At 64.7% G+C, this 22,949-nt stretch carries 21 protein-coding genes and 1 pseudogene; 5 read left to right on the top strand and 17 right to left on the bottom strand.

Translation table 11 applies throughout. The annotated features are described in order from the left end of the window. Nucleotide 1: 1 nt before the first annotated feature. Together ACZ9C1_RS20810 and ACZ9C1_RS20805 are read left to right on the top strand one after the other, a co-directional pair. On the top strand, nt 2–1,039 hold the full coding sequence (locus tag ACZ9C1_RS20810; protein WP_476254336.1) for a DUF2157 domain-containing protein: 1,038 nt from the start codon (nt 2–4) through the stop codon (nt 1,037–1,039). Beyond that, a complete protein-coding gene (locus tag ACZ9C1_RS20805) occupies nt 1,015–1,467 on the top strand; it encodes a hypothetical protein (RefSeq protein WP_277502570.1) in 453 nt (150 codons plus the stop codon). The genes ACZ9C1_RS20810 and ACZ9C1_RS20805 overlap by 25 nt, the downstream gene beginning before the upstream one ends. A 20-nt stretch (nt 1,468–1,487) precedes the next feature. Here the strand turns inward: ACZ9C1_RS20805 and ACZ9C1_RS20800 are convergent, their stop codons facing one another. Continuing rightward, entirely contained in the window at nt 1,488–1,910 is a 423-nt protein-coding gene (locus tag ACZ9C1_RS20800) for an OsmC family protein (protein WP_023532673.1), read from the bottom strand. Nucleotides 1,911–2,100: 190 nt separating this feature from the next. Here ACZ9C1_RS20800 and crp point away from each other — a divergent pair, with 190 nt between their 5' ends. Next, a complete protein-coding gene (gene crp / locus ACZ9C1_RS20795; protein ID WP_031314625.1) occupies nt 2,101–2,745 on the top strand; it encodes a cAMP-activated global transcriptional regulator CRP in 645 nt (214 codons plus the stop codon). Here crp and ACZ9C1_RS20790 read toward each other — a convergent pair. The 4 genes from ACZ9C1_RS20790 to ACZ9C1_RS20775 all read right to left on the bottom strand — a co-directional run bounded on the left by ACZ9C1_RS20790 (nt 2,742) and on the right by ACZ9C1_RS20775 (nt 6,078). After that, nucleotides 2,742–3,446, bottom strand: a complete 705-nt coding sequence (locus ACZ9C1_RS20790) for a lipoate--protein ligase family protein (RefSeq protein ID WP_277502569.1) — start codon at nt 3,444–3,446, stop codon at nt 2,742–2,744. The two genes, crp and ACZ9C1_RS20790, sit on opposite strands and share 4 nt — an antisense overlap. A 149-nt stretch (nt 3,447–3,595) precedes the next feature. Continuing rightward, nucleotides 3,596–4,429, bottom strand: coding sequence for an indole-3-glycerol phosphate synthase TrpC (gene trpC, locus ACZ9C1_RS20785; RefSeq protein ID WP_198753816.1), 834 nt, complete (start codon nt 4,427–4,429; stop codon nt 3,596–3,598). Continuing rightward, complete coding sequence (gene trpD, locus ACZ9C1_RS20780) at nt 4,426–5,475, bottom strand: anthranilate phosphoribosyltransferase (RefSeq protein WP_102685216.1); 1,050 nt, start codon at nt 5,473–5,475, stop codon at nt 4,426–4,428. Before trpD ends, trpC begins: the two co-directional genes overlap by 4 nt. Before the next feature lie 9 nt (nt 5,476–5,484). Further along, nucleotides 5,485–6,078: an aminodeoxychorismate/anthranilate synthase component II gene (locus ACZ9C1_RS20775; protein ID WP_046857364.1), complete on the bottom strand. Its 594-nt coding sequence runs from the start codon at nt 6,076–6,078 to the stop codon at nt 5,485–5,487. A gap of 373 nt (nt 6,079–6,451) precedes the next feature. On the opposite strand from ACZ9C1_RS20775, the gene estP reads away from it, so the two are divergent. Further along, on the top strand, nt 6,452–8,353 hold the full coding sequence (gene estP / locus ACZ9C1_RS20770) for an esterase EstP (RefSeq protein ID WP_277502568.1): 1,902 nt from the start codon (nt 6,452–6,454) through the stop codon (nt 8,351–8,353). 33 nt (nt 8,354–8,386) lie between these two features. Here estP and trpE read toward each other — a convergent pair whose 3' ends face one another. From trpE to ACZ9C1_RS20725, 9 genes and pseudogenes are all read right to left on the bottom strand, one after another. Further along, nucleotides 8,387–9,865 carry an anthranilate synthase component I gene (gene trpE / locus ACZ9C1_RS20765; RefSeq protein ID WP_277502567.1) on the bottom strand — a complete coding sequence of 493 codons (1,479 nt, stop codon included), beginning with the start codon at nt 9,863–9,865 and terminating at the stop codon, nt 8,387–8,389. A 70-nt stretch (nt 9,866–9,935) separates the two neighbouring features. Continuing rightward, the gene (locus ACZ9C1_RS20760) at nt 9,936–10,754 is read right to left on the bottom strand and encodes a phosphoglycolate phosphatase (RefSeq protein WP_277502566.1); all 819 of its coding nucleotides are present in this window, start codon (nt 10,752–10,754) and stop codon (nt 9,936–9,938) included. After that, a complete protein-coding gene (gene rpe / locus ACZ9C1_RS20755) occupies nt 10,751–11,425 on the bottom strand; it encodes a ribulose-phosphate 3-epimerase (protein ID WP_102685224.1) in 675 nt (224 codons plus the stop codon). Before rpe ends, ACZ9C1_RS20760 begins: the two co-directional genes overlap by 4 nt. Before the next feature lie 195 nt (nt 11,426–11,620). Continuing rightward, a complete protein-coding gene (locus tag ACZ9C1_RS20750) occupies nt 11,621–12,448 on the bottom strand; it encodes an ABC transporter permease (protein ID WP_457378195.1) in 828 nt (275 codons plus the stop codon). An 11-nt stretch (nt 12,449–12,459) separates the two neighbouring features. Further along, nucleotides 12,460–13,707 (bottom strand): ABC transporter permease, encoded by a 1,248-nt coding sequence (locus ACZ9C1_RS20745; protein ID WP_277502565.1) that lies wholly within the window; start codon nt 13,705–13,707, stop codon nt 12,460–12,462. Between the two features lie 126 nt (nt 13,708–13,833). After that, complete coding sequence (locus ACZ9C1_RS20740; protein ID WP_102681939.1) at nt 13,834–14,868, bottom strand: ABC transporter substrate-binding protein; 1,035 nt, start codon at nt 14,866–14,868, stop codon at nt 13,834–13,836. A 40-nt stretch (nt 14,869–14,908) separates the two neighbouring features. Continuing rightward, nucleotides 14,909–16,022: pseudogene (locus ACZ9C1_RS20735) on the bottom strand (ABC transporter ATP-binding protein). Between the two features lie 281 nt (nt 16,023–16,303). After that, nucleotides 16,304–16,936, bottom strand: a complete 633-nt coding sequence (locus ACZ9C1_RS20730; protein ID WP_172670942.1) for a response regulator — start codon at nt 16,934–16,936, stop codon at nt 16,304–16,306. Next, entirely contained in the window at nt 16,930–19,332 is a 2,403-nt protein-coding gene (locus ACZ9C1_RS20725; RefSeq protein WP_476254335.1) for a PAS domain-containing sensor histidine kinase, read from the bottom strand. Before ACZ9C1_RS20725 ends, ACZ9C1_RS20730 begins: the two co-directional genes overlap by 7 nt. A gap of 95 nt (nt 19,333–19,427) precedes the next feature. Here ACZ9C1_RS20725 and ACZ9C1_RS20720 point away from each other — a divergent pair, with 95 nt between their 5' ends. After that, complete coding sequence (locus ACZ9C1_RS20720; protein ID WP_476254334.1) at nt 19,428–20,432, top strand: alpha/beta hydrolase family protein; 1,005 nt, start codon at nt 19,428–19,430, stop codon at nt 20,430–20,432. Between the two features lie 52 nt (nt 20,433–20,484). On the opposite strand, the gene ACZ9C1_RS20715 is transcribed toward ACZ9C1_RS20720, so the two are convergent. From ACZ9C1_RS20715 to ACZ9C1_RS20705, 3 genes are read right to left on the bottom strand one after another with little or no spacing between them, the layout of a single operon-like run. Next, complete coding sequence (locus ACZ9C1_RS20715) at nt 20,485–21,249, bottom strand: TerB family tellurite resistance protein (RefSeq protein ID WP_277502562.1); 765 nt, start codon at nt 21,247–21,249, stop codon at nt 20,485–20,487. Between the two features lies 1 nt (nt 21,250). Then, nucleotides 21,251–21,922 carry an N-acetylmuramate alpha-1-phosphate uridylyltransferase MurU gene (gene murU / locus ACZ9C1_RS20710; RefSeq protein WP_476254333.1) on the bottom strand — a complete coding sequence of 224 codons (672 nt, stop codon included), beginning with the start codon at nt 21,920–21,922 and terminating at the stop codon, nt 21,251–21,253. Beyond that, nucleotides 21,919–22,938 carry an aminoglycoside phosphotransferase family protein gene (locus ACZ9C1_RS20705; protein ID WP_476254332.1) on the bottom strand — a complete coding sequence of 340 codons (1,020 nt, stop codon included), beginning with the start codon at nt 22,936–22,938 and terminating at the stop codon, nt 21,919–21,921. The genes murU and ACZ9C1_RS20705 overlap by 4 nt, the downstream gene beginning before the upstream one ends. Between the last annotated feature and the right edge of the window lie 11 nt (nt 22,939–22,949).

The raw sequence follows: 22,949 nt of genomic DNA, 5'->3' as shown, positions 1-22,949 counted from the left end.
CATGGACCGCTTCGACGCCAGGGACCTGGCTCGCGCCGTGACTGCCGGCATCCTGCAGCCCGGCCAAGACCAGGCCCTGCTGGCGTTCCTGCGCCAGCAACCGCCCAGCCGTGCCAGCTTCCAGCTGGCCCACGTCGCCTTCTACCTGGGCGCGCTGCTGATCATGGGCGCCATGGGCTGGATGCTCACCGAGGCCTGGATGCGCATCGGCGACAGCGCGCTGCTGGCTTTCGCCTTGCTGTATATCGTCGGCATCACCCTGTTCGCCCTCTCCCTGCAGCGTCGCGCCCAACCCATTGCCGCCGGCGTGCTGGCCGCTGTGGCCGTGAGCATCGTGCCGCTGGCGGTATTCGCCATCGAGCGGTTGGTCGGCTGGTGGCCGCTGAACGACATCAGAGGTGGCTACGACTGGTACTTCACCCATGTACAGGGTGGCTGGGTGGTGATGGAGGTGGCAACGGTACTCGCCGGCCTGCTGATGCTGCGCCTGATTCCCTTCCCGTTCATCGTCATGCCGATTGCCGTGGCGCTGTGGTTCATGTCCATGGACCTCAGCGAATGGTTCCACGGCGAGGTATTCACCTGGGAGCAACGGCGCACGGTATCGCTGTGGTTCGGCCTTGGCCTGCTGCTGGTGTTCCTCGTGGTCGACGGGCGCACCAAGCGCGACTATGCCTTCTGGGGTTATCTCGCCGGGCTGGCGGCATTCTGGGGTGGGTTGACGCTGATGAACAGCGCCAGTGAATGGGGCAAATTCCTCTATTGCCTGATCAACCTGGGACTGATGGGCCTGGCGGTGTTGCTGCGCCGGCCGGTATTCATGGTCTTTGGCGCGATGGGCGTGGCGGTCTACCTCGGGCATCTTTCCCACGAGGTGTTCGCCGATTCGCTGTTGTTCCCGGTGGTACTCAGCTTGATCGGCCTGGGTGTGATCGCCCTGGGCGTGCTCTACCAGAAACGCCGCGAGGCAATGAGCGAGCAGCTTCGAGCAAGATTGCCCGCCGGCCTGTTGCAGTGGCTGCCAGCGCTGCGTCGTTGATCATGCGCCTGGCGATGACCCGATTGCTGCAGAGCCTGGCGCTGGCCCTGGTCGCCTACCTGTTCGTCTGCCTGATGCTCGCCAGCGTCGGGCAAGATCCTTTCAGCCTGGAGCTGCCAACGCTCACCGACCCCGACAGCAACAGCACCGTCGAACTGTTGCTGGGTACATTACCCGGGCAATTGCTGTTCCTGCTGCTCGGTGGCTTTGTTGTCAGCCGCCGGTTGCTGGTCGGCATGTTCGTACTGGCCGGCATCATCACGGCGTGGCTGCAGTGCGCGCTGTTTGCCGAGCACTTCGGCACCACCTGGAGCAACCTTGAAATCCTCATGTTGCTCGGCGTGAATACGCCGTGGCTGTTACTCGCGCTGATCCCCGGGGTGATGTTGCTGCTGGGCGCCGAACGCCTGCGCCAGCAAAGCGCCTGACGGTCAGGCGCCATGGTCGATCAACCGAGCTCGACGATTTCGTAACCGTGGGTGATCTCCACACCAGCACGCTCGAGCATGATCGACGCCGAGCAGTACTTCTCGGCCGACAGTTCCACTGCGCGCTTGACCTGCGCCTCTTTCAGCCCTCGCCCTTTGACCACGAAGTTCATGTGGATCTTGGTGAACACCTTGGGGTCCTCACCAGCACGCTCGGCTTCAAGGAAGGCTTCGCAGCTTTCCACGGCCTGGCGGGATTTCTTGAGGATGCTGACCACGTCGAAGCTGCTGCAGCCACCCAGGCCAAGCAGGAGCATTTCCATCGGGCGCACGCCCAGGTTGCGGCCTCCGGCTTCGGGCGGGCCGTCCATGACCACGACGTGGCCACTCCCCGACTCGCCAAGGAACATCGCTTCACCGGCCCACTGGATGCGTGCCTTCATCTATCCGGACTCCCGATCTCGTAAAAGGGTGTCAGCTTAGACCTTGCGAGGCTGTCGGAAAAGCTCAAGCCGCGTCGCTTTTGTGCCGATTCAAGTTGAAGTGTCTGATAAGCTGGCGCCAAATGACTGGCGCGTGCTGCCAGGCAGCCTCTATAAAAAGCCAATGCGTCGCATCGAACAGGATTTCGTGATGGTCTCCTCAGCCCTGCCACCCAAGATCAAGAACATCGACAAGCTGCTGGCCCACTGCCAACGCCGCCGCTACGCCGCCAAGAGCAACATCATCTGCGCCGGTGACCGGGCCGAGACCTTGTCGTTCATCATCAAGGGTTCGGTGACCATCCTGATCGAGGACGACGACGGCCACGAGATGATCATCGCCTACCTCAACAGCGGTGACTTCTTCGGCGAGCTGGGGCTGTTCGAGCCAGCCGGCCAGGAGCATCAGCGCAGCGCCTGGGTCCGTGCCAAGACCGAGTGCGAAGTGGCCGAGATCGGTTACGACAAGTTCCGGGAGCTGGCGCGTCTGGAGCCGGACATCCTCTACGCCCTGGGTAGCCAGATGGCCCAGCGCCTGCGCAACACCACGCGCAAGGTCGGCGACCTGGCGTTCTTCGACGTCACCGGCCGCGTCGCCCGCTGCCTGCTCGACCTGTGCAAGCAGCCTGATGCCATGACCCACCCCGATGGCATGCAGATCAAGATCACCCGCCAGGAGATCGGTCGTATCGTCGGTTGTTCACGGGAGATGGTCGGCCGCGTCCTCAAGGACCTCGAGGAGCGCAGCCTGGTGCAGGTCAAGGGCAAGACCATGGTGGTCTACGGCACCCGCTAGTCCATCGGTAGCGCGGTGAGCACCTGCGCATAAGCCTGGTTCAGACGCTCGAACCACGGCGCGGCGGGCGCCACTTCGTGCAGGGCGATATGGCTGTCCGCCCGGCAGCGCTGCTCCAGGTCACAGCACTCGTTGAAGCGGTTGACCGCCGCCACCATCGATTCGCGTTCGTTGTCCAGCAGCAACGCACCATGCACAAGCACCACCGGGCGCTTGCCGCCCAGCCCCTGGCGCCAGCGCTGGGCCGTGCCGACCAGCTTGCGGCCATTGAGATTGACGTTGTAGCGGCCATCACAGAAGGCGCCGTCGATCTCGCCCACCGAGGCGACTCCGCCCCATTCGCGCAGGACATCGCACAGCGGCAGGCACAGACGCTCGTAGGCGTTCTCGATGCGACCATGGTCGCCTTCGCTGCGCGGCGCGACATAGACCAGTGCCACGTTCACCGTTGCATGGGATTGCGGCACAGGCTCGCCGCCGGTTTCGCGCAGCAGCACCGGCCAACCGGCAATCGCAAGTTCCGCACAGGCGGCCTCGAAGTTGTCCAGGCGGCTCATGCGTCGGGGCATGACCAGGGCATGGTCGGTCGGGCGCCAGAACAGCACGCCGGATTCGCGCTCGCCGCGGCAGACGGCGGCCAGCAGGTCCTGCTCGGCATGCAGGCCTTGTTCAACGGTGAGGGCTAGAGGTTGATCGCTCATCGAGCCACCTTGCGTGTTGGATTCACCGGCCTCATCGCGGGGCAAGCCCGCTCCCACGCCAATACGGGACAACGTGGGAGCGGGCTTGCCCCGCGATGAGGCCGGTACAGGTATGAAAAAGCCGGCAAAAACGCCGGCTTTCGGTTCGATCAGTCCAGTTGCTGAACAGTCTTCTTCACTTGCTCGGGGAAGAACAGCCGCTGCAGCTCCAGCCCTGGCTGCTCTGCGCGCATGAACGCCTCGCCGACCAGGAAGGAGTACACCTCGTTGATTTCCATCAGCTCGACATCGGCCCGGTTGAGGATGCCGCTTTCGGTAATCGCCAGACGGTCACGCGGGATGCGCGGCAGCAGGTCGAGGGTGGTCTCCAGGCTGACCTCGAAGGTATGCAGGTTGCGATTGTTGACCCCGACCAGCGGTGTATCGAGGGTCTTCAGCGCACGCTCCAGTTCATCGCCGTCATGCACTTCGACCAGCACGTCGAGGCCGACGTCCTTGGCCGTGGCCGCCAGCTCGGCCATTTTCACGTCGTCCAGCGCTGACACGATCAACAGCACGCAGTCGGCACCCAGGGCGCGGGCCTCGACGATCTGATAAGGATCGACCATGAAGTCCTTGCGGATCACCGGCAGCGAAACGGCGGCACGCGCCTGCTGCAGGTAGATGTCAGCGCCCTGGAAATAGTCCACGTCGGTCAGCACCGACAGGCAGGTTGCGCCACCCCTCTCATAGCTGACGGCAATTTCCGCCGGCACGAAGTTTTCGCGGATCACGCCCTTGCTCGGCGAAGCCTTCTTGATTTCGGCGATGACCGCCGGCTGCTTGCGCCTGGCCTGCTCGATCAGGGCATTGGCAAAGCCACGCGGGGCATCGGCTGCCTTGGCCAGGCGCTCGAGCTCACCCAGGCTGACCCGCGCGCTGCGCTCGGCCACTTCCTGGAACTTGCGGGCGATGATCCTTTCCAGCACCGTCGGTACACTCATGCTTCGTTCTCCACCTTGAATACCGCGGTAAAGGCGCCCAGCTCCTGGAGTTTTTCCCAGGCCAAGCCGGTGTGCAGGACATCGTGAGCCAGCTCTACACCCTGGGCCAGGGTCATCGCGTGATCAGCGGCATACAGCGCCGCGCCAGCGTTGAGCACGATCATCTCGGCGGCCTTCTGGCCGTTCTCGGTCTTGCGCCGGCCCAGGGCATCGCGGATCAGTTCCAGCGAGGCCTGCGGGCCCTCGACCGCCAGGCCATGGAGGCTCTGGCTCTTCATGCCGAGGTCTTCCGGCTCGACCCAATACTCGGTGATCTGGTCGTTCTTCAGTTCAGCGACAAAGGTTGGCGCAGCCAGGCTGAACTCGTCCAGGCCATCCTTGGAGTGCACCACCAGCACATGCTTGCTGCCCATGCGCTGCAGCACTTCGGCCAATGGGCGGCACAGGGCCTGGGTGAACACGCCGACCACCTGGTGCTTCACACCGGCCGGATTCGTAAGCGGGCCGAGCATGTTGAACAAGGTACGCAGCCCCAGCTCGCGACGCGGGCCGGCGGCGTGCTTCATCGCGGTATGGTGGGTCTGGGCGAACATGAAGCCGATGCCGAGGCTGTCGATGCAGCGGGCCACCTGCACCGGAGTCAGGTTCAGGTAGATGCCGGCAGCTTCCAGCAGGTCGGCGCTGCCGCTCTTGCCGGAGACGGCGCGGTTGCCGTGCTTGGCCACCGTGCAGCCCGCAGCCGCCAGCACGAAGGCCGAGGCGGTGGACACGTTGAAGATGTTGGCGCCGTCGCCGCCGGTGCCGACGATGTCGACCACGCCGTCGAGGGTCTTGAGCTCGACCTTGTCGGCCAGCTCACGCATCACCGACACCGCGCCGACGATCTCGTCGATGCTCTCGCTCTTCATGCGCATGCCCATGAGGAAGGCGCCGATCTGCGCCTCGCTGCACTGGCCGGTCATGATCTGGCGCATGACGTCGCGCATTTCCTCGGTGGACAGGTCCAGGTGGCCGACAATGCGGCTCAAAGCGGTCTTGATTTCCATGATCGGTCCTTAACGGCGTCCGCCGGTCTGCTTGAGGAAGTTGGCGAACAGCTCGTGTCCCTGCTCGGTGAGGATGGATTCCGGGTGGAACTGTACCCCCTCCACGTTCAGGGTTTTATGACGCAGGCCCATGATCTCGTCGACGGAGCCGTCTTCATGCGCGGTCCAGGCGGTCACTTCCAGGCAGTCGGGCAACGTGTCGCGCTTGACCACCAGCGAGTGGTAGCGGGTCACGGTGAGCGGATTGTTCAGGCCAGCGAACACACCCAGGTCGCGGTGGAACACCGGGCTGGTCTTGCCGTGCATCACCTGGCGGGCACGCACCACGTCACCGCCATAGGCCTGGCCGATGGACTGGTGGCCCAGGCACACGCCGAGGATCGGCAGCTTGCCGGCAAAGTGCAGGATGGCCTCGATGGACACACCGGCCTCGCTCGGCGTGCAGGGGCCCGGGGAGACGACGATGCGTTCGGGGTTCAGGGCTTCGATCTGGGCGATGGTCATTTCGTCATTGCGAATGACCTTGACCTCGGCACCGAGCTCGCCGAGGTACTGCACGACGTTGTAGGTGAAGGAGTCGTAGTTGTCGATCATCAGTAACATCTGGAACGAACCTCTTGAATACTGACTTTTGATTCGAGCCTTCCCTGCTGCCATGGGCGCGGGAAAATTCCGCGGTGAGCGGCGGTTAAAGCGAAGGGAAGGCAAACAGGAGCGGGCCGGGCATGCCGGCAAGAGATAAAGTCAGGCGCGCCAACGCCAACGGGCGACGGCCTTGATAACGCGCATCAAGAGTTTGCTGACGATCAACACGGGGTAGGTCTCGTTCATACGTCAGGGCACAGTAGCCTACCGGGGCGACGGGCGCAATACGCCCGTAAACACTGGGAAACCAATGCGATGGTGGGCGAAGACCGGCGATTTGCTAAGGTCATGCGGCTTGCTTCGATAAAAACAACGAAAAGGATATTCATGCATGCGCAAGACTCCCTTCCTGTTCTCCGCCCTCGGCATCCTCGCCCTGGCTTGCAGCCAGGCGATGGCCGGCCCCTCCCCTTATTCATCGCTCATCGTCTTTGGCGACAGCCTCAGTGATGCCGGGCAGTTTCCCGACCTGACCGGCGGCACGCCAGGCATGCGTTTCACCAACCGCGATGCCGATGGCAACTACGCGCCCGTATCGCCGATGATCCTGGGGGGCAGGCTGGGCTTTTCGGGAACTGCCCTGGGACCATCGACATCACTCAGCAACCAGCTGCAAGGCACGCCCGACGGCAACAACTGGGCCGTGGGCGGCTACACCACCCAGCAGATCCTCGACTCGATCACCGACACTTCGAAAGCCGTCATCCCGCCCGGGCGCCCTGGCGCGGGGGTGGTCCTGCGCGAGCGTGACGGTTACCTGGCCAATGGCCTGCGCGCCGACCCCAATGCCCTGTACTACCTGACCGGTGGCGGCAACGACTTCCTCCAGGGCCTGGTCAACAGCCCCGCGACCGCAGCCGCAGCAGGTGCCCGCCTGGCGGCCAGCGCCCAGGCGCTGCAACAGGGCGGAGCCCGCTACATCATGGTCTGGTTGCTGCCAGACCTGGGCCAGACACCGAACTTCAGCGGCACGCCCCAGCAAGGACCGCTGTCGCAACTGTCCAGCGTGTTCAACCAGTCGCTGGTCAGCCAGCTCGGGCAGATCGACGCCGAGATCATTCCGCTCAACATTCCCACCCTGCTGCAAGAGGCCCTCGCCAGCCCCGCCCAGTTCGGCCTGGCCGCCGACCAGAACCTGGTCGGCACCTGCTACAGCGGCGACGGTTGCGTGGGCAACCCGGTCTACGGGCTGAACGGCACGACCCCGGACCCGACCCGGTTGCTGTTCAACGACTCGGTACACCCGACCATCGCCGGCCAGCAGCTGATCGCCGACTATGCCTATTCGATCCTGGCCGCGCCGTGGGAGCTGACCCTGCTCCCGGAAATCGCCCACGCCAGTATCCGCGCCCACCAGGATGAACTGCGCAACCAGTGGCAGACACCCTGGCAGGCCGTCGGTCAATGGCAGGCCTTCGTCGCCACCGGCGGCCAGGACCTGGATTTCGGCAGCCAGCGCAGCGCCGCCAGTGGTGACGGGCGCGGCTACAACCTGACCCTCGGCGGCAGCTACCGGCTCGACGACGCCTGGCGCGTGGGGCTGGCGGCCGGTGTGTACCGGCAAAAGCTCGAGGCGGGCCAGGATGATTCGGACTACAAGCTCGACAGCTACTTGGCCAGCGCCTTCGCCCAGTTCCGCCAGGATCGCTGGTGGGCTGATGCGGCATTGACCGCCGGTCACCTGGATTACCGCGACCTCAAGCGCACCCTCGCCCTGGGTGTGAACGACCGCAGCGAGAAAGGCGACACCGATGGCGAGGCCTGGGCCGTCACCGGCCGGGTGGGCTACAACCTGGCGCCCGAGAGCAGCCACTGGCAACTGGCGCCGTTCATCAGTGCCGACTACGCGCGGGTCAAGGTCGATGGCTACGACGAGAAGAGCGGCCGCTCCACGGCGCTCGGTTTCGACGACCAGGAACGTACGTCGCGCCGGCTCGGAGCCGGCCTGCTGGGTAGCGTGCAACTGCTGCCGACGACAAAGCTGTTTGCCGAGGTGGCCCGCGAGCATGAATTCGAGGATGACCAGCAGGACTTGCGCATGCACCTGACCAGCCTGCCGGCGAACGACTTCACCCTCACCGGCTATACACCGGACAGCAACCTGACGCGGGCCAGCCTGGGGGTGAGCCATGAACTGGTGCCGGGGGTGAACCTGCGGGGGAACTACAACTGGCGCAAGAGTGATGAGTTGCGCCAGCAGGGAGTGAGCGTGGCGTTGAGCCTGGACTTCTGAGTTGTCTGGGGCCGCGCCGCGGCCCCTATCAACCTACTTGGAGGTTTGCTCGGCCAGCGCCACCGCGCGGAACATCGCCCGGCGCTTGTTGATGGTTTCTTCCCACTCCAGCGCCGGAACCGAGTCGGCGACGATGCCGCCACCGGCCTGCACATGCAGTTCGCCATCCTTGATCACCGCAGTGCGGATGGCGATGGCGGTATCCATGTTGCCGTTCCAGGCAAAGTACCCCACCGCGCCACCGTAGACGCCGCGCTTGACCGGCTCCAGCTCGTCGATGATTTCCATGGCGCGGATCTTCGGCGCGCCGGAGAGGGTACCGGCCGGCAGAATCGCCCGCAGCGCGTCCATGGCCGTCAGCCCCTCGCGCAGCTGGCCGGTGACGTTGGACACGATATGCATGACGTTAGAGTACCGCTCGATGACCATCTTCTCGGTCAGGCGCACGCTGCCGGTGGCGGACACGCGACCCACGTCGTTGCGGCCCAGGTCAATGAGCATCAGGTGCTCGGCGATCTCCTTGTCATCCGACAGCAGGTCGTCTTCCAGGGCCCGGTCGGCTTCTTCGGTGGCGCCACGCGGGCGGGTACCGGCGATCGGGCGCACGGTCACCAGGTTGTCTTCGACCCGCACCAGCACTTCCGGCGAGCTGCCCACCACATGGAAGTCGCCGAAATTGAAGAAGTACATGTACGGCGTCGGGTTGAAGCAACGCAGCGCCCGGTAAAGGTCGATGGGCGCGGCCTTGAAGTCGATGGACATGCGCTGGGATGGCACCACCTGCATGCAGTCGCCGGCCAGGATGTATTCCTTGATCCGGCCCACCGCGTTTTCGTAGTCGTCACGGGTGTAGCTGGAGCGGAACTCGGGTTCGGCTGCCTGTGGCCCGCTCAAGTCCAGGCCGCGGCGCGGGGTGATCGGCTGGCGGAGGGTGTCCAGCAAACCTTGCAGGCGGGCCTGGCCCTGCTCGAACGCTTGTTCTTCGGCCGGATCAACCAGCACGATCGCATGCATCTTGCCGGCCAGGTTGTCGAACACCACTACCGCGTCGGAGACCATCAGCAGGATATCTGGCACGCCCAGCGGATCGGGGTTGGGGCTGGCGCCCAGGCGTTTTTCCACATAACGCACGCAGTCGTAGCCGAAGTAACCGACCAGGCCACCATTGAAACGCGGCAAGCCTGGGATGTCAGCGACCTTGTAACGGTCCTTGAACGCCTCGACGAAAGCCAGCGGGTCTTCGACGTCGTGGCTTTCCACCTCGACGCCATCCTGCAGGATGCTCACATGGTAGCCATGCACACGCATGACGGTGCGCGACGGCAGGCCGATCATCGAGTAGCGGCCCCATTTCTCGCCACCTTGCACGGACTCGAGCAGGTAGGAGTTGGGCTGGTCAGCCAGTTTCAGGTAGATCGACAGCGGCGTGTCGAAGTCAGCCAGGGTTTCGCAGGCCAGGGGGATGCGGTTGTAGCCGGCAGCGGCCAGGCGCAGGAATTCTTCGCGGGTCATGTGTAGCCTCGGGGCAAGCAGCAATGGGGTCGGGCAAACGGATGTACCGGCAGGCGCCGGCGGGCGGGAGTCAGGCGCGCCAGCGCCAGCGGGCCAGGGCCTTGATGACTTTCATCCAGAATTTGCCAGTAACCACCACGTCGTTGTCTCTGCTTTGCGGGGCTTGAAGGTCCGCCAACGTTATCCCAGTGTCGGTGACTAAGCAACCGGGCAGCAGCAGGCGCAGGTCGCTGAGCACCAGGCTGGGCGACTCCTCGTCGATGGGGCGGCCATGGTTGTAGCCGTAGCTCAGGCCGACGCACTGCACCCCCGCGGCCTTGGCGGCTAGCACGTCGCTGCGTGAATCGCCGACGAACAGCGCCTGCTCGGCGCTGACGCCGGCCATTTTCATGACAAACAGCAGCGCTGCAGGGTCGGGCTTCTTCTGTGGCAGGGTGTCGCCGCCGATGATCCAGCGGAAATAGCGCCCGATCTTCATCTGGTCAAGCAAAGGGGCAACGAAGCGTTCGGGCTTGTTGGTGATCAGTGCCATCTCCACACCCTGCTTGCGCAGCCAGCGCAAGGTGTCGCGCACGCCGGGGTAGACCACGGTGAGTTCATGGTTATCGGCATAGGCCTCCATGAACAGCGCCAGCGCTTGCTCGGCCAGCGCATCGTCCACCGCGGCGTGATCAATACCGCCGGCCAGGGCCCGGCGCACCAGCACCTGGGCGCCGTTGCCAACCCAGTGGCGCACGGCCTCAAGGCCTGCAGGCGGTCGCCCGAGTTCGAGCAGCGTGCGGTCGACGGCTGCGGCCAGGTCAGGTACCGAATCGATCAGGGTGCCATCCAGATCGAACATCACCAGCCTGGGCAGTGTCCCCGGGAACAGCTGCTCGAAGCCGCTCATGCGCGTGCCAGCGCCATTTCGGCACGCATCTTGTCGATGACTTCCTTGTAGTCCGGGGCATTGAAGATCGCCGAGCCGGCGACGAAGGTGTCAGCGCCGGCGGCGGTGATCTCGCGGATGTTGTTGACGTTCACGCCACCGTCGATCTCCAGGCGGATGTCACGACCGCTGGCGTCGATCAGGGCACGGGCTTCGCGCAGCTTGTCGAGGGTGCCGGGGATGAACTTCTGGCCGCCGAAACCTGGGTTTACGCTCATCAACAGGACCATGTCGATCTTGTCCATCACGTACTTCAGCGCATCCAGGCTGGTAGCCGGGTTGAACACCAGGCCGGCCTTGCAGCCGCCGTCCTTGATCAGTTGCAGGGAACGGTCGATGTGCTGCGTGGCTTCCGGGTGGAAGGTGATGTAGGTGGCGCCGGCCTCGATGAAGTCGCCGATGATGCGGTCGACCGGGCTGACCATCAGGTGCACGTCGATGGGCGCGGTCACCCCGTACTTGCGCAGGGCGCTGCAGACCATCGGGCCGATGGTCAGGTTGGGCACGTAGTGGTTGTCCATGACATCGAAGTGGACGATGTCGGCCCCGGCGGCCAGGACCTTGTCGACGTCCTCGCCCAGGCGGGCGAAGTCGGCGGACAGAATGGAGGGGGCAATAGCGTAGGGCTGCATGGCGCACCTGTTGGGCAGAATCACGGTGGCGCGCATTGTAACTCAGGGAAGCGGATCGGGGCTGATTGGTATCAACGCCGGCGCAGCAGACGGTCGAACGGATGGCGTGGAAGCGGGCTTGCCCCGCGATTGCGATCGTGAATTCGGCATGCCATCGCGGGGCAAGCCCGCTCCCACGTCACCCGCGTCGAAGATTCAACCTAGCTGCTGGGTCCTCAGTTTCTCACTGCGCCCACGCAACCACTCCAGGGTCAGCAGCAGGATCACCGAGAAGGCGATCAACAAGGTCGCCGCCGCGGCGATGGTCGGGCTCAGGTTTTCGCGGATGCCACTGAACATCTGCCGTGGCAGGGTCGCCTGCTCGGGCCCGGCAAGGAACAGGGTCACCACCACCTCATCGAACGACGTGGCGAAGGCGAACAGCGCGCCGGAGATCACCCCAGGGGCGATCAACGGCAAGGTCACCCGACGGAAGGCCAGCAGAGGCGAGGCCCCAAGGCTCGCCGCCGCGCGCACCAGGTTGTAGTTGAACCCCTGCAGCGTGGCCGACACGGTGATGATCACGAACGGCACACCCAGCACCGCATGTACCAGGATCAGCGAGGTGAAGCTGTTACCCATGCCCAACGGCGCGAAGAACAGGTAGCTGGCCACGCCGATGATCACCACGGGCACCACCATCGGCGAGATTACCAGCGCCATCACCAGCGACTTGCCGGGGAAGTCGCCACGGGTCAGGCCGATGGCCGCAAGGGTGCCGAACACCATGGCCAGCAGCGTGGCTGCGGGGGCAACGATGATGCTGTTCTTCAGGGCGCGCATCCATTCGGCGGAGGCGAAGAAGTCCTGGTACCAGTGCAACGAAAAGCCTTGCAGCGGATAGACCAGGAAGCTCCCGCTGTTGAACGAAAGCGGGATGATCACCAGCACCGGCAGCACCAGGAACAGCAGGATCAGGCCGCACAGGATGCGCAGGCTGTAGAACCACACCCGCTCCACGGGCGACATGTAAGGGCTCAGCATGACAAGGCTCCTCAGCTCAGGCGCAGGCGGCTGGCGCCGACCAGCCAGCTATAGATCAGGTACAGCAGCACGGTGGCCAGCAGCAGCAATCCGCCCAGGGCGGTGGCCATGCCCCAGTTGATGCTGGTGTTGGTGTAGAAGGCGACGAAGTAGCTGACCATCTGGTCGTTCGGGCTGCCCAGCAGCGCCGGGGTGATGTAGTAGCCGATGGCCAGGATGAACACCAGCAGGCAGCCGGCGCCGACACCGGCGTAGGTCTGCGGGAAGTACACCCGCCAGAAACTGGCGAACGGATGGCAGCCGAGGGAGATCGCCGCGCGCATGTAGCTGGGCGAGATACCTTTCATCACGCTGTAAAGCGGCAGGATCATGAACGGCAACAGGATGTGCACCATGGAGATGTACACGCCGGTACGGTTGAACACCAGCTCCAGCGGCTGGTCGATGATGCCCATGGCCATCAGCGCACTGTTGATCAGCCCGCCTGACTGCAACAGCACGATCCAGGCCGCCACCCGCACCAGGATGGAGGTCCAGAACGGCAGCAGCACCAGGATCATCAGCAGGTTGCTCTGCCGGGTCGGCAGGTTGGCCAGCAGGTACGCCAGGGGATAGGCCAGCAACAGACAGATCACGGTGATCACCACACCCATCCACAGGGTGCGAGCGAAGATGTCCAGGTAGATGGCCTGGTCGGGGGTGGCCTTGGCCAACTCGCCCAGGTCGTCGATACGGTGGTCCAGCGCGGCCAGCAGGTAGAACGGCGTGACACTGCTGGTGTTGCGACGGATCGCCTGCCAGTAGGCAGGATCGCCCCAGCGCTCGTCGAGCGTCTGCAAGGCTTCTTTGTAGGAGGCAGGCTCGGCCTTGAACGGCAGCGCCCGCGCAGTCTTGGCCAACAGGCTGCGGTAACCGGCCAGCTCCATGTTCAGGCGCTTGGAAAGGTCACCCAGGGTCTGGTTCTTGCGAGACTCGGCAAGGTCTTGGCTCAGGGCCTTGTAGACCTCCTCGCCCGGCAGGCTCTTGCCGTCCCACTGCGTCACTGCCTCGACGGTGCGCGGCAGGCCGGCGACCACCTCGGGGTTGCCGACGCTTTTGTACAGCAGTGCCGCGATCGGCACCAGGAACACCAGCAGGAGGAACAACGCCAGCGGCGCGATCAACGCCTGGGCCTTCCAGCGGTTGACCCGCTCGGCATGCTTGAGGCGCTGCTTGAGGCTTTTACCCGCGCCTTCGTTGAGGGGCACTGCAATGGCCATGGCGAACTCCGCGATACAGGCTGAAATTGGGGCTGCTGCGCAGCCCATCGCCGGCAAGCCGGCTCCCACAAGTACTGCACAGGTTTTATGGGAGCCGGCTTGCCGGCGATGAAGGCTCCAGATGGTTTACTTCTTCGCCGCCCAGGCGTTGAAGCGTTGCTCCAGCTGTTCGCTGTTGTCGGCCCAGAAGGCCACGTCGATCTGCACCTGGTTGGCGATGTTCTCAGGGGTGGTCGGCATGTCCTTCTTCACCTCGGCCGACAGCAGCTCCACCGCCTTGCTGTTGGCCGGGCCATAGGCGATGTTCTCGGAGTAGGTCTTCTGCTGCTCGGGCTGGACGGTGTAGGCGATGAATTTCTTCGCCTCTTCCACATCCTTGGCACCTTTCGGGATGGCCCAGGCATCGAAGTCGTAGATGCCGCCGTTCCACACCACCTTGAGGTTGCTTTCCTTCTGCACCGCGGCGATACGACCGTTGTAGGCCGAGCTCATGACCACGTCACCCGAGGCCAGGTACTGCGGCGGCTGGGCACCGGCTTCCCACCACTGGATGCTCGGCTTGAGTTCGTCGAGCTTCTTGAAGGCGCGGTCCTGGCCTTCTTTGGTGGCCAGCACCTTGTACACCTCTTTGGGTGCGACGCCGTCAGCCATCAGGGCGAATTCGAGGGTGTACTTGGCGCCCTTGCGCAGGCCACGCTTGCCCGGGAATTTCTTGGTGTCCCAGAAGTCGGCCCAACTGGCAGGCGCGCTCTTGAGTTTGTCGGCGTTGTAGGCCAGCACCGTGGACCAGACGAAGAAGCCGACGCCGCACGGCTGAATGGCGCCGGGCACGAAGTCGCCTTCATTACCGAACAGTGCGGGATCAAGCTCTTCGAACATGCCTTCATCGCAACCTCGGGCCAACTCCGGCGACTCCACCTCCACCAGGTTCCAACTGACGCTCTTGGTGTCGACCATGGCTTTGACCTTGGCCATCTCGCCGTTGTACTCACCGGCGACGATCTTGCCCTTGCCCGCCTTTTCCCATGGTTCGTAGAACGCCTTGGTCTGGGCCGCCTTGTTGGCGCCGCCGAAGGAAATCACGGTCAGGTCGGCCGCCATGGCCTGGCCGGCGGCGAACAGGCCAAGGGCCAGGGCGGTCAGTTTCAACTGCTTGCGCATTATTATTCTCTCCACAGTTCAGGGTTGGTGAAGCAAACCATCAATGGGCGTCGGCAATCGGATCGAGCGCGCGGGCGTGCTCCACCTCCCAGCCCAGCGGTACCACGTCGCCCACAGCCAGGGCCGGGTCGAGCTCGGCGATCGGCTGCTTGACGAAGAAATCGGCCTTGCCACAGACCTCCAGGCGCACCCGCACGTGGTCGCCGAGGTAGATGAACTCGGCGACACGACCGGAGAAGCGGTTGACGCAGTTCTCGCTGTGGCCGTTCAGGCGTACCCGCTCGGGGCGGATCGACAGCGTCACCGGGTCACCGGCCCTGGCCAACGTTGACCGCCAGCGCATCGACCCGCTCGCCACGGGCCAGTTGCACCTGGCAACGGCTGCCGTCACGGGCCAGCAGGGTGCCGTTGATGCGGTTGTTCTCACCGATGAAGTTGGCGACGAAGGTGTTGCAAGGCTCTTCGTAGAGGGTGCGCGGGTCGGCAATCTGCTGGATCTCGCCCTGGTGGAACACCGCCACCCGGTCGGACATGGTCAGCGCCTCGCCCTGGTCGTGGGTCACGTAGACCACGGTCACGCCCAGGCGCTGGTGGATATGCTTGATCTCCATCTGCATGTGTTCACGCAACTGTTTGTCGAGGGCGCCGAGCGGCTCGTCCATCAGCACCAGCTGTGGCTCGAACACCAGGGCACGGGCCAGTGCCACGCGCTGCTGCTGGCCACCGGAAAGCTGGCCGGGATAGCGCTTGGCGAAGGCATCCAGCTGGACCATGCCGAGCACGCGCTTGACCCGCTCGCTGACGTCGGTCTTGCTGAGGTTGCGCACGGTCAACGGGAAGGCCAGGTTCTCGGCCACGGTCATGTGCGGGAACAGTGCGTAGTTCTGGAAGACCATGCCGATATCGCGCTTGTGCGGCGGCACATTGTTGATTGAGCGCCCGGCCAGCTGGATCTCACCGGCGGTGGGGGTCTCGAAGCCTGCCAGCATCATCAGGCTGGTGGTCTTGCCCGAACCGGAAGGGCCGAGCAGGGTCAGGAACTCGCCCTTGCGGATGTCCAGATTGAGGTCCTTGACGATCAGCGATTCGCCGTCGTAGCTCTTCTGCACACCTCGGAAGCTGACCAGCGTCTCGTTCGAATTCGCCTCGCTCATGCCCTGCACCTTCTTGTTGGAATGACTGCGTTGGCAAAAGCGTAGAAGACGCGCAAAGCCCCGGAAATCGGGGGCGCTGAGAGAATGCCATCATCCGGATGGAAGACTTGTTGTAGGGATCGCCCTACAAGGATGGCGTTTTCAGGTAACTCGAGCTTTGCAGGAGCGGCTTTAGCCGCGAGCACCCGCGAAGCGGGTGTCGGAGACAGCGGCGCTTGCATCGCGGCTAAAGCCGCTCCTACGGTGAGATCGCGTAAAAGCCATTGTCGTAACCAGAACACTCACACCAACTTGTGCTCCATGGCGTATTTCACCAGCTCCGCCAACGAGTTGACCTTGAGCTTCTGCATCAGCCGCGCCTTGTGGGTGCTGATGGTCTTGCTCGACAGCGCCAGCTGCAGGGCGATGTCGTTGACGTTGGCGCCCTGGGCCAGGCGCTCGAACACCGAGAATTCGCGCTCCGACAGCAGCGTGTGCAGCGGCCGGGTTTCGGTCAGGCCCACCTCGAACACCATGCGGTCGGCCAGGGCCGGGTCGATGTAGCGCCCTCCCCCCGCCACCCGGCGGATAGCCGTGAGCAACAGCGCCGGGTCGCTATCCTTGGTCGCATAGCCCGCCGCACCGGCCTTGAGCGCCCGCGCCGCCATCTGCGCCTCGTCATGCATCGACAGCATCAGGATCGCCGGCGGATTGTTCAGCGCACGGATCCGCGGGATCGCCTCCAGGCCATTCACCCCAGGCATGGAGATATCCAGCAGCACCACCTCGCAGGGCGTGTGGCGCAGGGTCTCCAGCAACTGCTCGCCATTGCCCGCCTCGCCCGCCACCTGCATGTCCTTGGCCAGGCCGATCAATTGCTTGATGCCTTCCCGGACGATGGTGTGGTCTTCCGCCACCAGCACTCGAATCACGATTGTTTCTCCTGCTTCAAAGGAATCGCCACGCTCAGGCTGGTGCCCTCGCCCGGCTCGCTGTCCAGGTTCATGCTGCCACCGTGCATCAACACCCGCTCACGCACACCCACCAGGCCGAACGAAGTCGGCCGCGCCGCCTCCATGGCAAACCCCACGCCGTCGTCGATCACGGTCATGCGCAACTGCCCGGCCTCGTGAACCAGCTCGATCTGCACCGTGTGCGCCTGGGCATGGCGCATGACGTTGGTCAGCGCCTCTTGCAGGATACGGAACAGGCCGATGGCCTTGGCATCGCTCAAGGGTGGCAGATTGTCCGGTACCTGCACCAGGCAGGGGATCTGCGTGCGCGCCTCGAAACGCCGCGCCTGCCACTCGATGGCCGAGGCAATGCCGGCGTCGAGGATCGGCGGGCGCAGGGCCGTGGCCACGTCGCGTACCAGCTGGAACAACTGGGCGATCAGGCGCTTCATGCTGGCCAGGCGCTCGTTGAGGGCGGGATCCAGCTTGGCGAACGCCAGCTCGCACATCGACACTTCAAGCTTGAGCACCGTGAGCATCTGCCCCAGTTCGTCGTGCACTTCGCGGGCAATCCGCGCCTTCTCCTCTTCGCGCACGCTTTCCAGGTGCGCCGACAACTCGCGCAATTGCTCCTGGGACCCGGCCAACGCCAGCTCGGCCTGCTTGCCCTGGGTGATGTCCCAGACCACGCCGTCCCACACCATGCGCCCATCGGCCAGGCGGCGGGTGGTCGCCTTGATGTCGGCCCAGCGCTGCTCGCCCTGGCGGGTGAGGATACGCCCCTGCCAGGACCAGTCCTGATCGCTGGCCAAGGCCAGGTCCTGGACCCGATGGTAATCGGCGCGATCCTCCGGGTGGACCAGGTTGCGCAGCCCCATCTGCGGGTGCTGGATCGCCGCCGGGGTGTAACCGACCAGCGCCTCGCTGCCTTCGCTGATATAGGGAAACTCCGGGTCGCCTTCGGCCGGATCGCGCTCCAGGCGAAACACCAGCCCCGGCACGTTGCCAGCGATCCCCTTGAGCCGCGCCTCGCTTTCGCGCAGCGCGGCCAGGTCGCGCCGGCGCTCGGTGACGTCGGCGAGGAACACCACCAGGTACTCGGCATCGCGAAAACGCAGGAACGACAGCGACAACTCGACCGGGAACAGGCTGCCGTCGGCGCGCCGACACTGGCTTTCGAATTGCTGCTCGCCGCCATCCCCGGTACGGGCACGCTTCCACAGTTCCAGCCAGCGATCCATCTTCAGGTTCGGCTCGATAACGACCAGCGGCAGCTCCAGCAGCGCCCCCTCGGCAAAGCCCAGCATGCGCTCGGCGGCATGGTTGGCGTAGCGCACATGGCTGTCCCAGTTGACCCAGAGGATGCCCACCGTGCTCTGGTCGATGGAAAACTGACTGAGGCGCAAAGCCTCCTCACGCACCTGGCGCTCGACCAGGCTCTCCCGGGCCGCCAGCAACCCACGCTCCAGGCTGCGCTGCTGACGACGCTGCCAGGCCAGGGTGGCCAAGGCGCACAGCAGCAGCAGGCCGAACAGCAAGGCCAGGTTCTGCCAGAACCCGGCGGACTCGGAAAACCGGGGATACCTGGGCTGCAACCAACGCTGGTGCATCTGCTCCAGGGTCTTGGCCGGCAGGGCCTGCAAGGCACGCTCGAGAATATCAGCCAGCACTGGCCAATCGCGCCGTGAGCCGACCCGCAGCAACTGCGGCAGACCGATATCACCCACCACCGCGAGGTCGGCAAACTCGCCTTCGCGCGACAGCCGGCTAAGCTGCGCCTCGTCCAGCACGGCGAAGCTGGCCTGCCCACCCAACACCAACTGCAGGGCCTCGCGCTCGTCGGGTACACCCTGCAGGTTCAGATTGCCGTAGTTGCCGCGCAGGTAATCCGCCAAGGTACCGGGCATGCGTACCGCCACGCGGTCATTGGCGTTCAGTTTTTCCAGTTCCACGGCTACCGCGCCGCTGCGCATGCCTACCACCAATTGCGGCACACGCATGTAAGGGTCACTGAACAACCACAGCCGCAGGCTGGTCGGCGTTTGCATAAGGCCTGGAGCGAAATCGATCTCGCCCGCCTGCAAGGCATGCTCAAGGGCGGCCTGGTCGGCAAAGCCGCGCCAGGTCAAATCCAGGCCCAACGCCTGGGACAAGGCGCCGACCAGTTCGACGTTGGCCCCGTAGAATTGCTGCAGGCGCCGGTCGAACTGGGCATAGGGCGCCTGCAGTACCAGGCCGACGCGCAAGCCGCGGTGTTCGTCCAACCATTGCTGCTGGGCTGGATCCAGCATCACGGCAGGCGGCGCCTGCGGCTTGGCCAGGGCGATCAAGGGTAGACACAACCAGCCGATAACCCACAGGCAACGCACTCGCTTCATCTCTACGCTCGTCTTGGCAATGACGGCCACCTGGCGTGGCCGTCGCGGGCAAATACCATTAGGCTGCCGGTATGATTCTGGCCTTGGATTGATCGATGTTCACACTTTATCGCACGACGCTGGCAATGTTCTGCCTGGCTTCGGCCCTGCCGTTCGCGGCTCAGGCCGACGACGCCGAGAAACCCGAAGCGCCCGCCGAGGCGGCCGCGTCCGCTCCCGCTCCGCGCCCACCGCTGCTCGAGCGCAGCCAGGACGATGCCATGGCCCTCGAGCGCCAGGTACCCAAGGCCGAACAGCAGACCTTGCAGGCCAATGGTGAAAACTTCCTGGCGCTGTGGAAGCCTGCCAACGACAGCGATCCGCAAGGCGCGGTGATCATTGTCCCGGGCGCGGGCGAAAGTGCCGACTGGCCCACCACCGTCGGCCCGCTGCGTCGAGGTTTCCCCGATGTCGGCTGGAGCACCCTGAGCCTGAGCATGCCCGACCTGCTGGCCGAGCGCCCACAGGCGCGGGTCGAGGCCAAGCCCGCAGTCGAACCGAAAAAACAGGACGGCGAGTCGGCTCCAGCCAAGGACACGCCCGCCGATGCCAACGCCAACGTTGCCCAGGCGACCGCGCCGGAAGCGGATACCGCCGAAAGCACCGACGCGGTCGAAGCCGACGAACACACCAGCGAGGAAGATGCCGAGCGCATCTTTGCCCGCCTCGACGCCGCCGTGGCCTATGCCCAGCAGGAGAAAGCGCGCAGCATCGTGTTGCTGGGCAACGGCAGTGGCGCGTACTGGGCCGCACGTTATCTCAGCGAGAAGCAGCCGCCCCAGGTACAGAAACTGGTAATGGTCGCCGCGCAGACACCCGCGCGGGTTGAGCATGACCTGCTGAGCCTGACCCCGACGCTGAAGGTACCAACCGCCGACCTCTACTACGTCACCCGCACCGCAGATCGGCTGGCGGCCCAGAAGCGCCTGCAGGCCAGCAAGCGGCAAAAGGGCAGCCAATATCGCCAGGTGTCGCTGATGGCCATGCCTGGCAACAAAGCGGCGGAACAGGAGCAACTGTTGCGCCGGGTGCGCGGCTGGTTGACGCCGAAGGAAGAGTAACAACAGCCGCTCCTGCCCGCCTCGGCAGGAGCGGGCTTGCCCGCCGGTGTACCTACAGCCCCCGCCGCTTGCGGATCATGGCATAGGCCTGATGCAACTCACGGGTAAGCTCGGTCGCCTCGCGCACCTTCGCTTCGCTGGCGCCACTGCCCACCAGCTTGTCCGGATGGTGCCGGCTGAGCAGGCGCCGATAGGCCTGTTTGACCTTGTCGGCCTCGGTGTCCGGCTCTACCCCCAGCAATCTCAGCGCCGCCGCATAGGTCATGACGCCGCCTTCGATCGAAGAACGTCGCGGCTCATAATCTAGCGACAAGGCCTGCACCTGGTTGCGACTGAGCCCCAACTGCTGCCCCCAGCCGAGCAACAGGTCACGCTCCTGGCGCCCGGCCTTGCCGTCGGCCCAGACCATGCGCCAACAGGCACGCAAGGTGCCTTCGGCGCCGTGGGGCTGCATCTTTATGCGGCGCAGGTAGTGCCCCAGGCGCTCCTTGCCCGACTTGCCCCGGTTGAACGCGGCTATCGCACGCATCCGCGCTGGCTCCGCCAGGTCCAGCCGGGTCATTTCCTGCCGCGCCTGCTGGATATGCCCTTCACCCACCCGGCCATCGCTCTTGGCCAGCCGCCCGAGCAGAACGAACAACAACTCTTCGTCACGCAGTGCCGGGCGCCCGCCCAGGCGCTCGCGCGCGTCCTCCCAACCCTGCAGCCGCAGGCGCCGATCCATGGCCTGGCCCAGCAGCGCCCCCAGCAACGCACCTGGGATGCTGGCCACGGCGAAACCGGCACCGGCACCAATCACTGTGCTCGGCCACCACATATCAGGCACGCTCCCCGATCAGGCGCTCTACATCGGCCAGACGCTCGAGGGTGCCGACATCGATCCAGTGCCCGCCATAGTGCTCGCCGCTCACCCGCCCTTCGGCCATGGCGCTGCGCAACAGAGGAGCCAATTTGAATGCACCGGGCTGGCAACCTGCGAACAGCGCCGGGGCCAGCACCGAGATACCACTGAAAGTCAGCGTTCCCGGGGCGTCATCGCCATCGCTCACCTGCCCGTCCGCCAGGCGGAAGTCGCCACGGCCGTGGTGCCCGGGGTTGTCCACCAGCACCAGATGCGCCAGGCCGTGCAACGGCGCATTCAGGCCGGCGAAGTCGTAGTCGGTCCAGACATCGCCATTGACCAGGATGAACGGTGCATCACCCAGCAGCGGCAACGCCTTGAAGATCCCACCACCAGTCTCCAGCGGCTCGCCCTCCGGCGAATAGCTGATCACCAGGCCGAAGCGGCTGCCATCGCCCAGGTGATCCTCGATCTGCTGGCCAAGCCACGCATGGTTGATGACCACCTCGCGTATACCGGCACGGGCCAGCGCCTCGAGGTGGTACTCGATCAACGGCTTGCCGGCGGCTCGCACCAGCGGCTTGGGCGTGTGCAGGGTCAGCGGGCGCATGCGCTCGCCCTTGCCTGCCGCCAGGATCATCGCCTTCATGAACGCGCCCCGGCATGCAGTTCGGCAATCAGCTGGCCCAGCTCGGCCAACTCAGGCCGGCGGCTGATCACTTCATCTATATAAGCAAAGAACCGCGGCACGTCGGCCAGATAGCGTGGCTTGCCGTCGCGGTGGCAGATGCGCGCGAAGATACCGATCACCTTGAGATGGCGTTGCACCCCCATCAGGTCGCTGGCTCGCTGGAAGGCATCGAAGTCCGCCTGTACCGGAATCCCGGCGGCCTGCGCCTTGTGCCAGTAATCACGCAGCCAGCCCTCGACGCGGGCCTGGGGCCAGCTGAGGAAGGCGTCCTTGAACAGGCAGGTGATGTCGTAGGTGACCGGGCCGTAGACCGCATCCTGGAAATCCAGCACGCCTGGATTGGGCGCGCTGTGCATCAGGTTGCGCGGCATGTAGTCGCGGTGCACCAGCACCTTGGGCTGGGCCAGGGCACTGTCGATCAGCAGCTGGCTGAGCCGCTGCCAGGTGGCCTGCTGCGCGTCGCTGAAGCTCAGGCCAAGCTCGCGGCCCACGTACCACTCGGGGAACAGCTCGACCTCACGGCGCAGCAGGGCGACATCGTAGCTGGGCAGTGGTGCGTCCATCGGCAAGCGCTGGAACGCCAGCAGCGCATCGATGGCGTCGGCGAACAGGGCATCGGCATTGCCCTGATCAATGATGTCCAGGTATGTCTGCCGGCCGAGATCCCCCAGCAGCAGGAAACCGCGCTCCAGGTCCTGGGCATGGATGACCGGCACGTTCACGCCCGCCGTGGCCAGCAGATGGTCGATGTCGACGAACGGGCGGCAGTTCTCCTGGGGCGGCGGCGCATCCATGATCACGAAGCTGTGCCCGGCGCCCTCCCAGCGGAAGTAGCGGCGGAAACTCGCATCGCTGCTGGCGGCGGTCAGGCTGCCGGCGGGCACTTCGCCCCAGGCATTGGTACGGAAGAGGTTCTCCAGCTGCCCGGCAAGCCAGGCGGTCAGTTGTTGCAGGCGTACATCGTGATCGGGCATTACAAGGGTTC

The organism is Pseudomonas sp. TE21435 (assembly GCF_056279265.1).
This window is presented reverse-complemented; position numbering and strand designations above follow the sequence as displayed.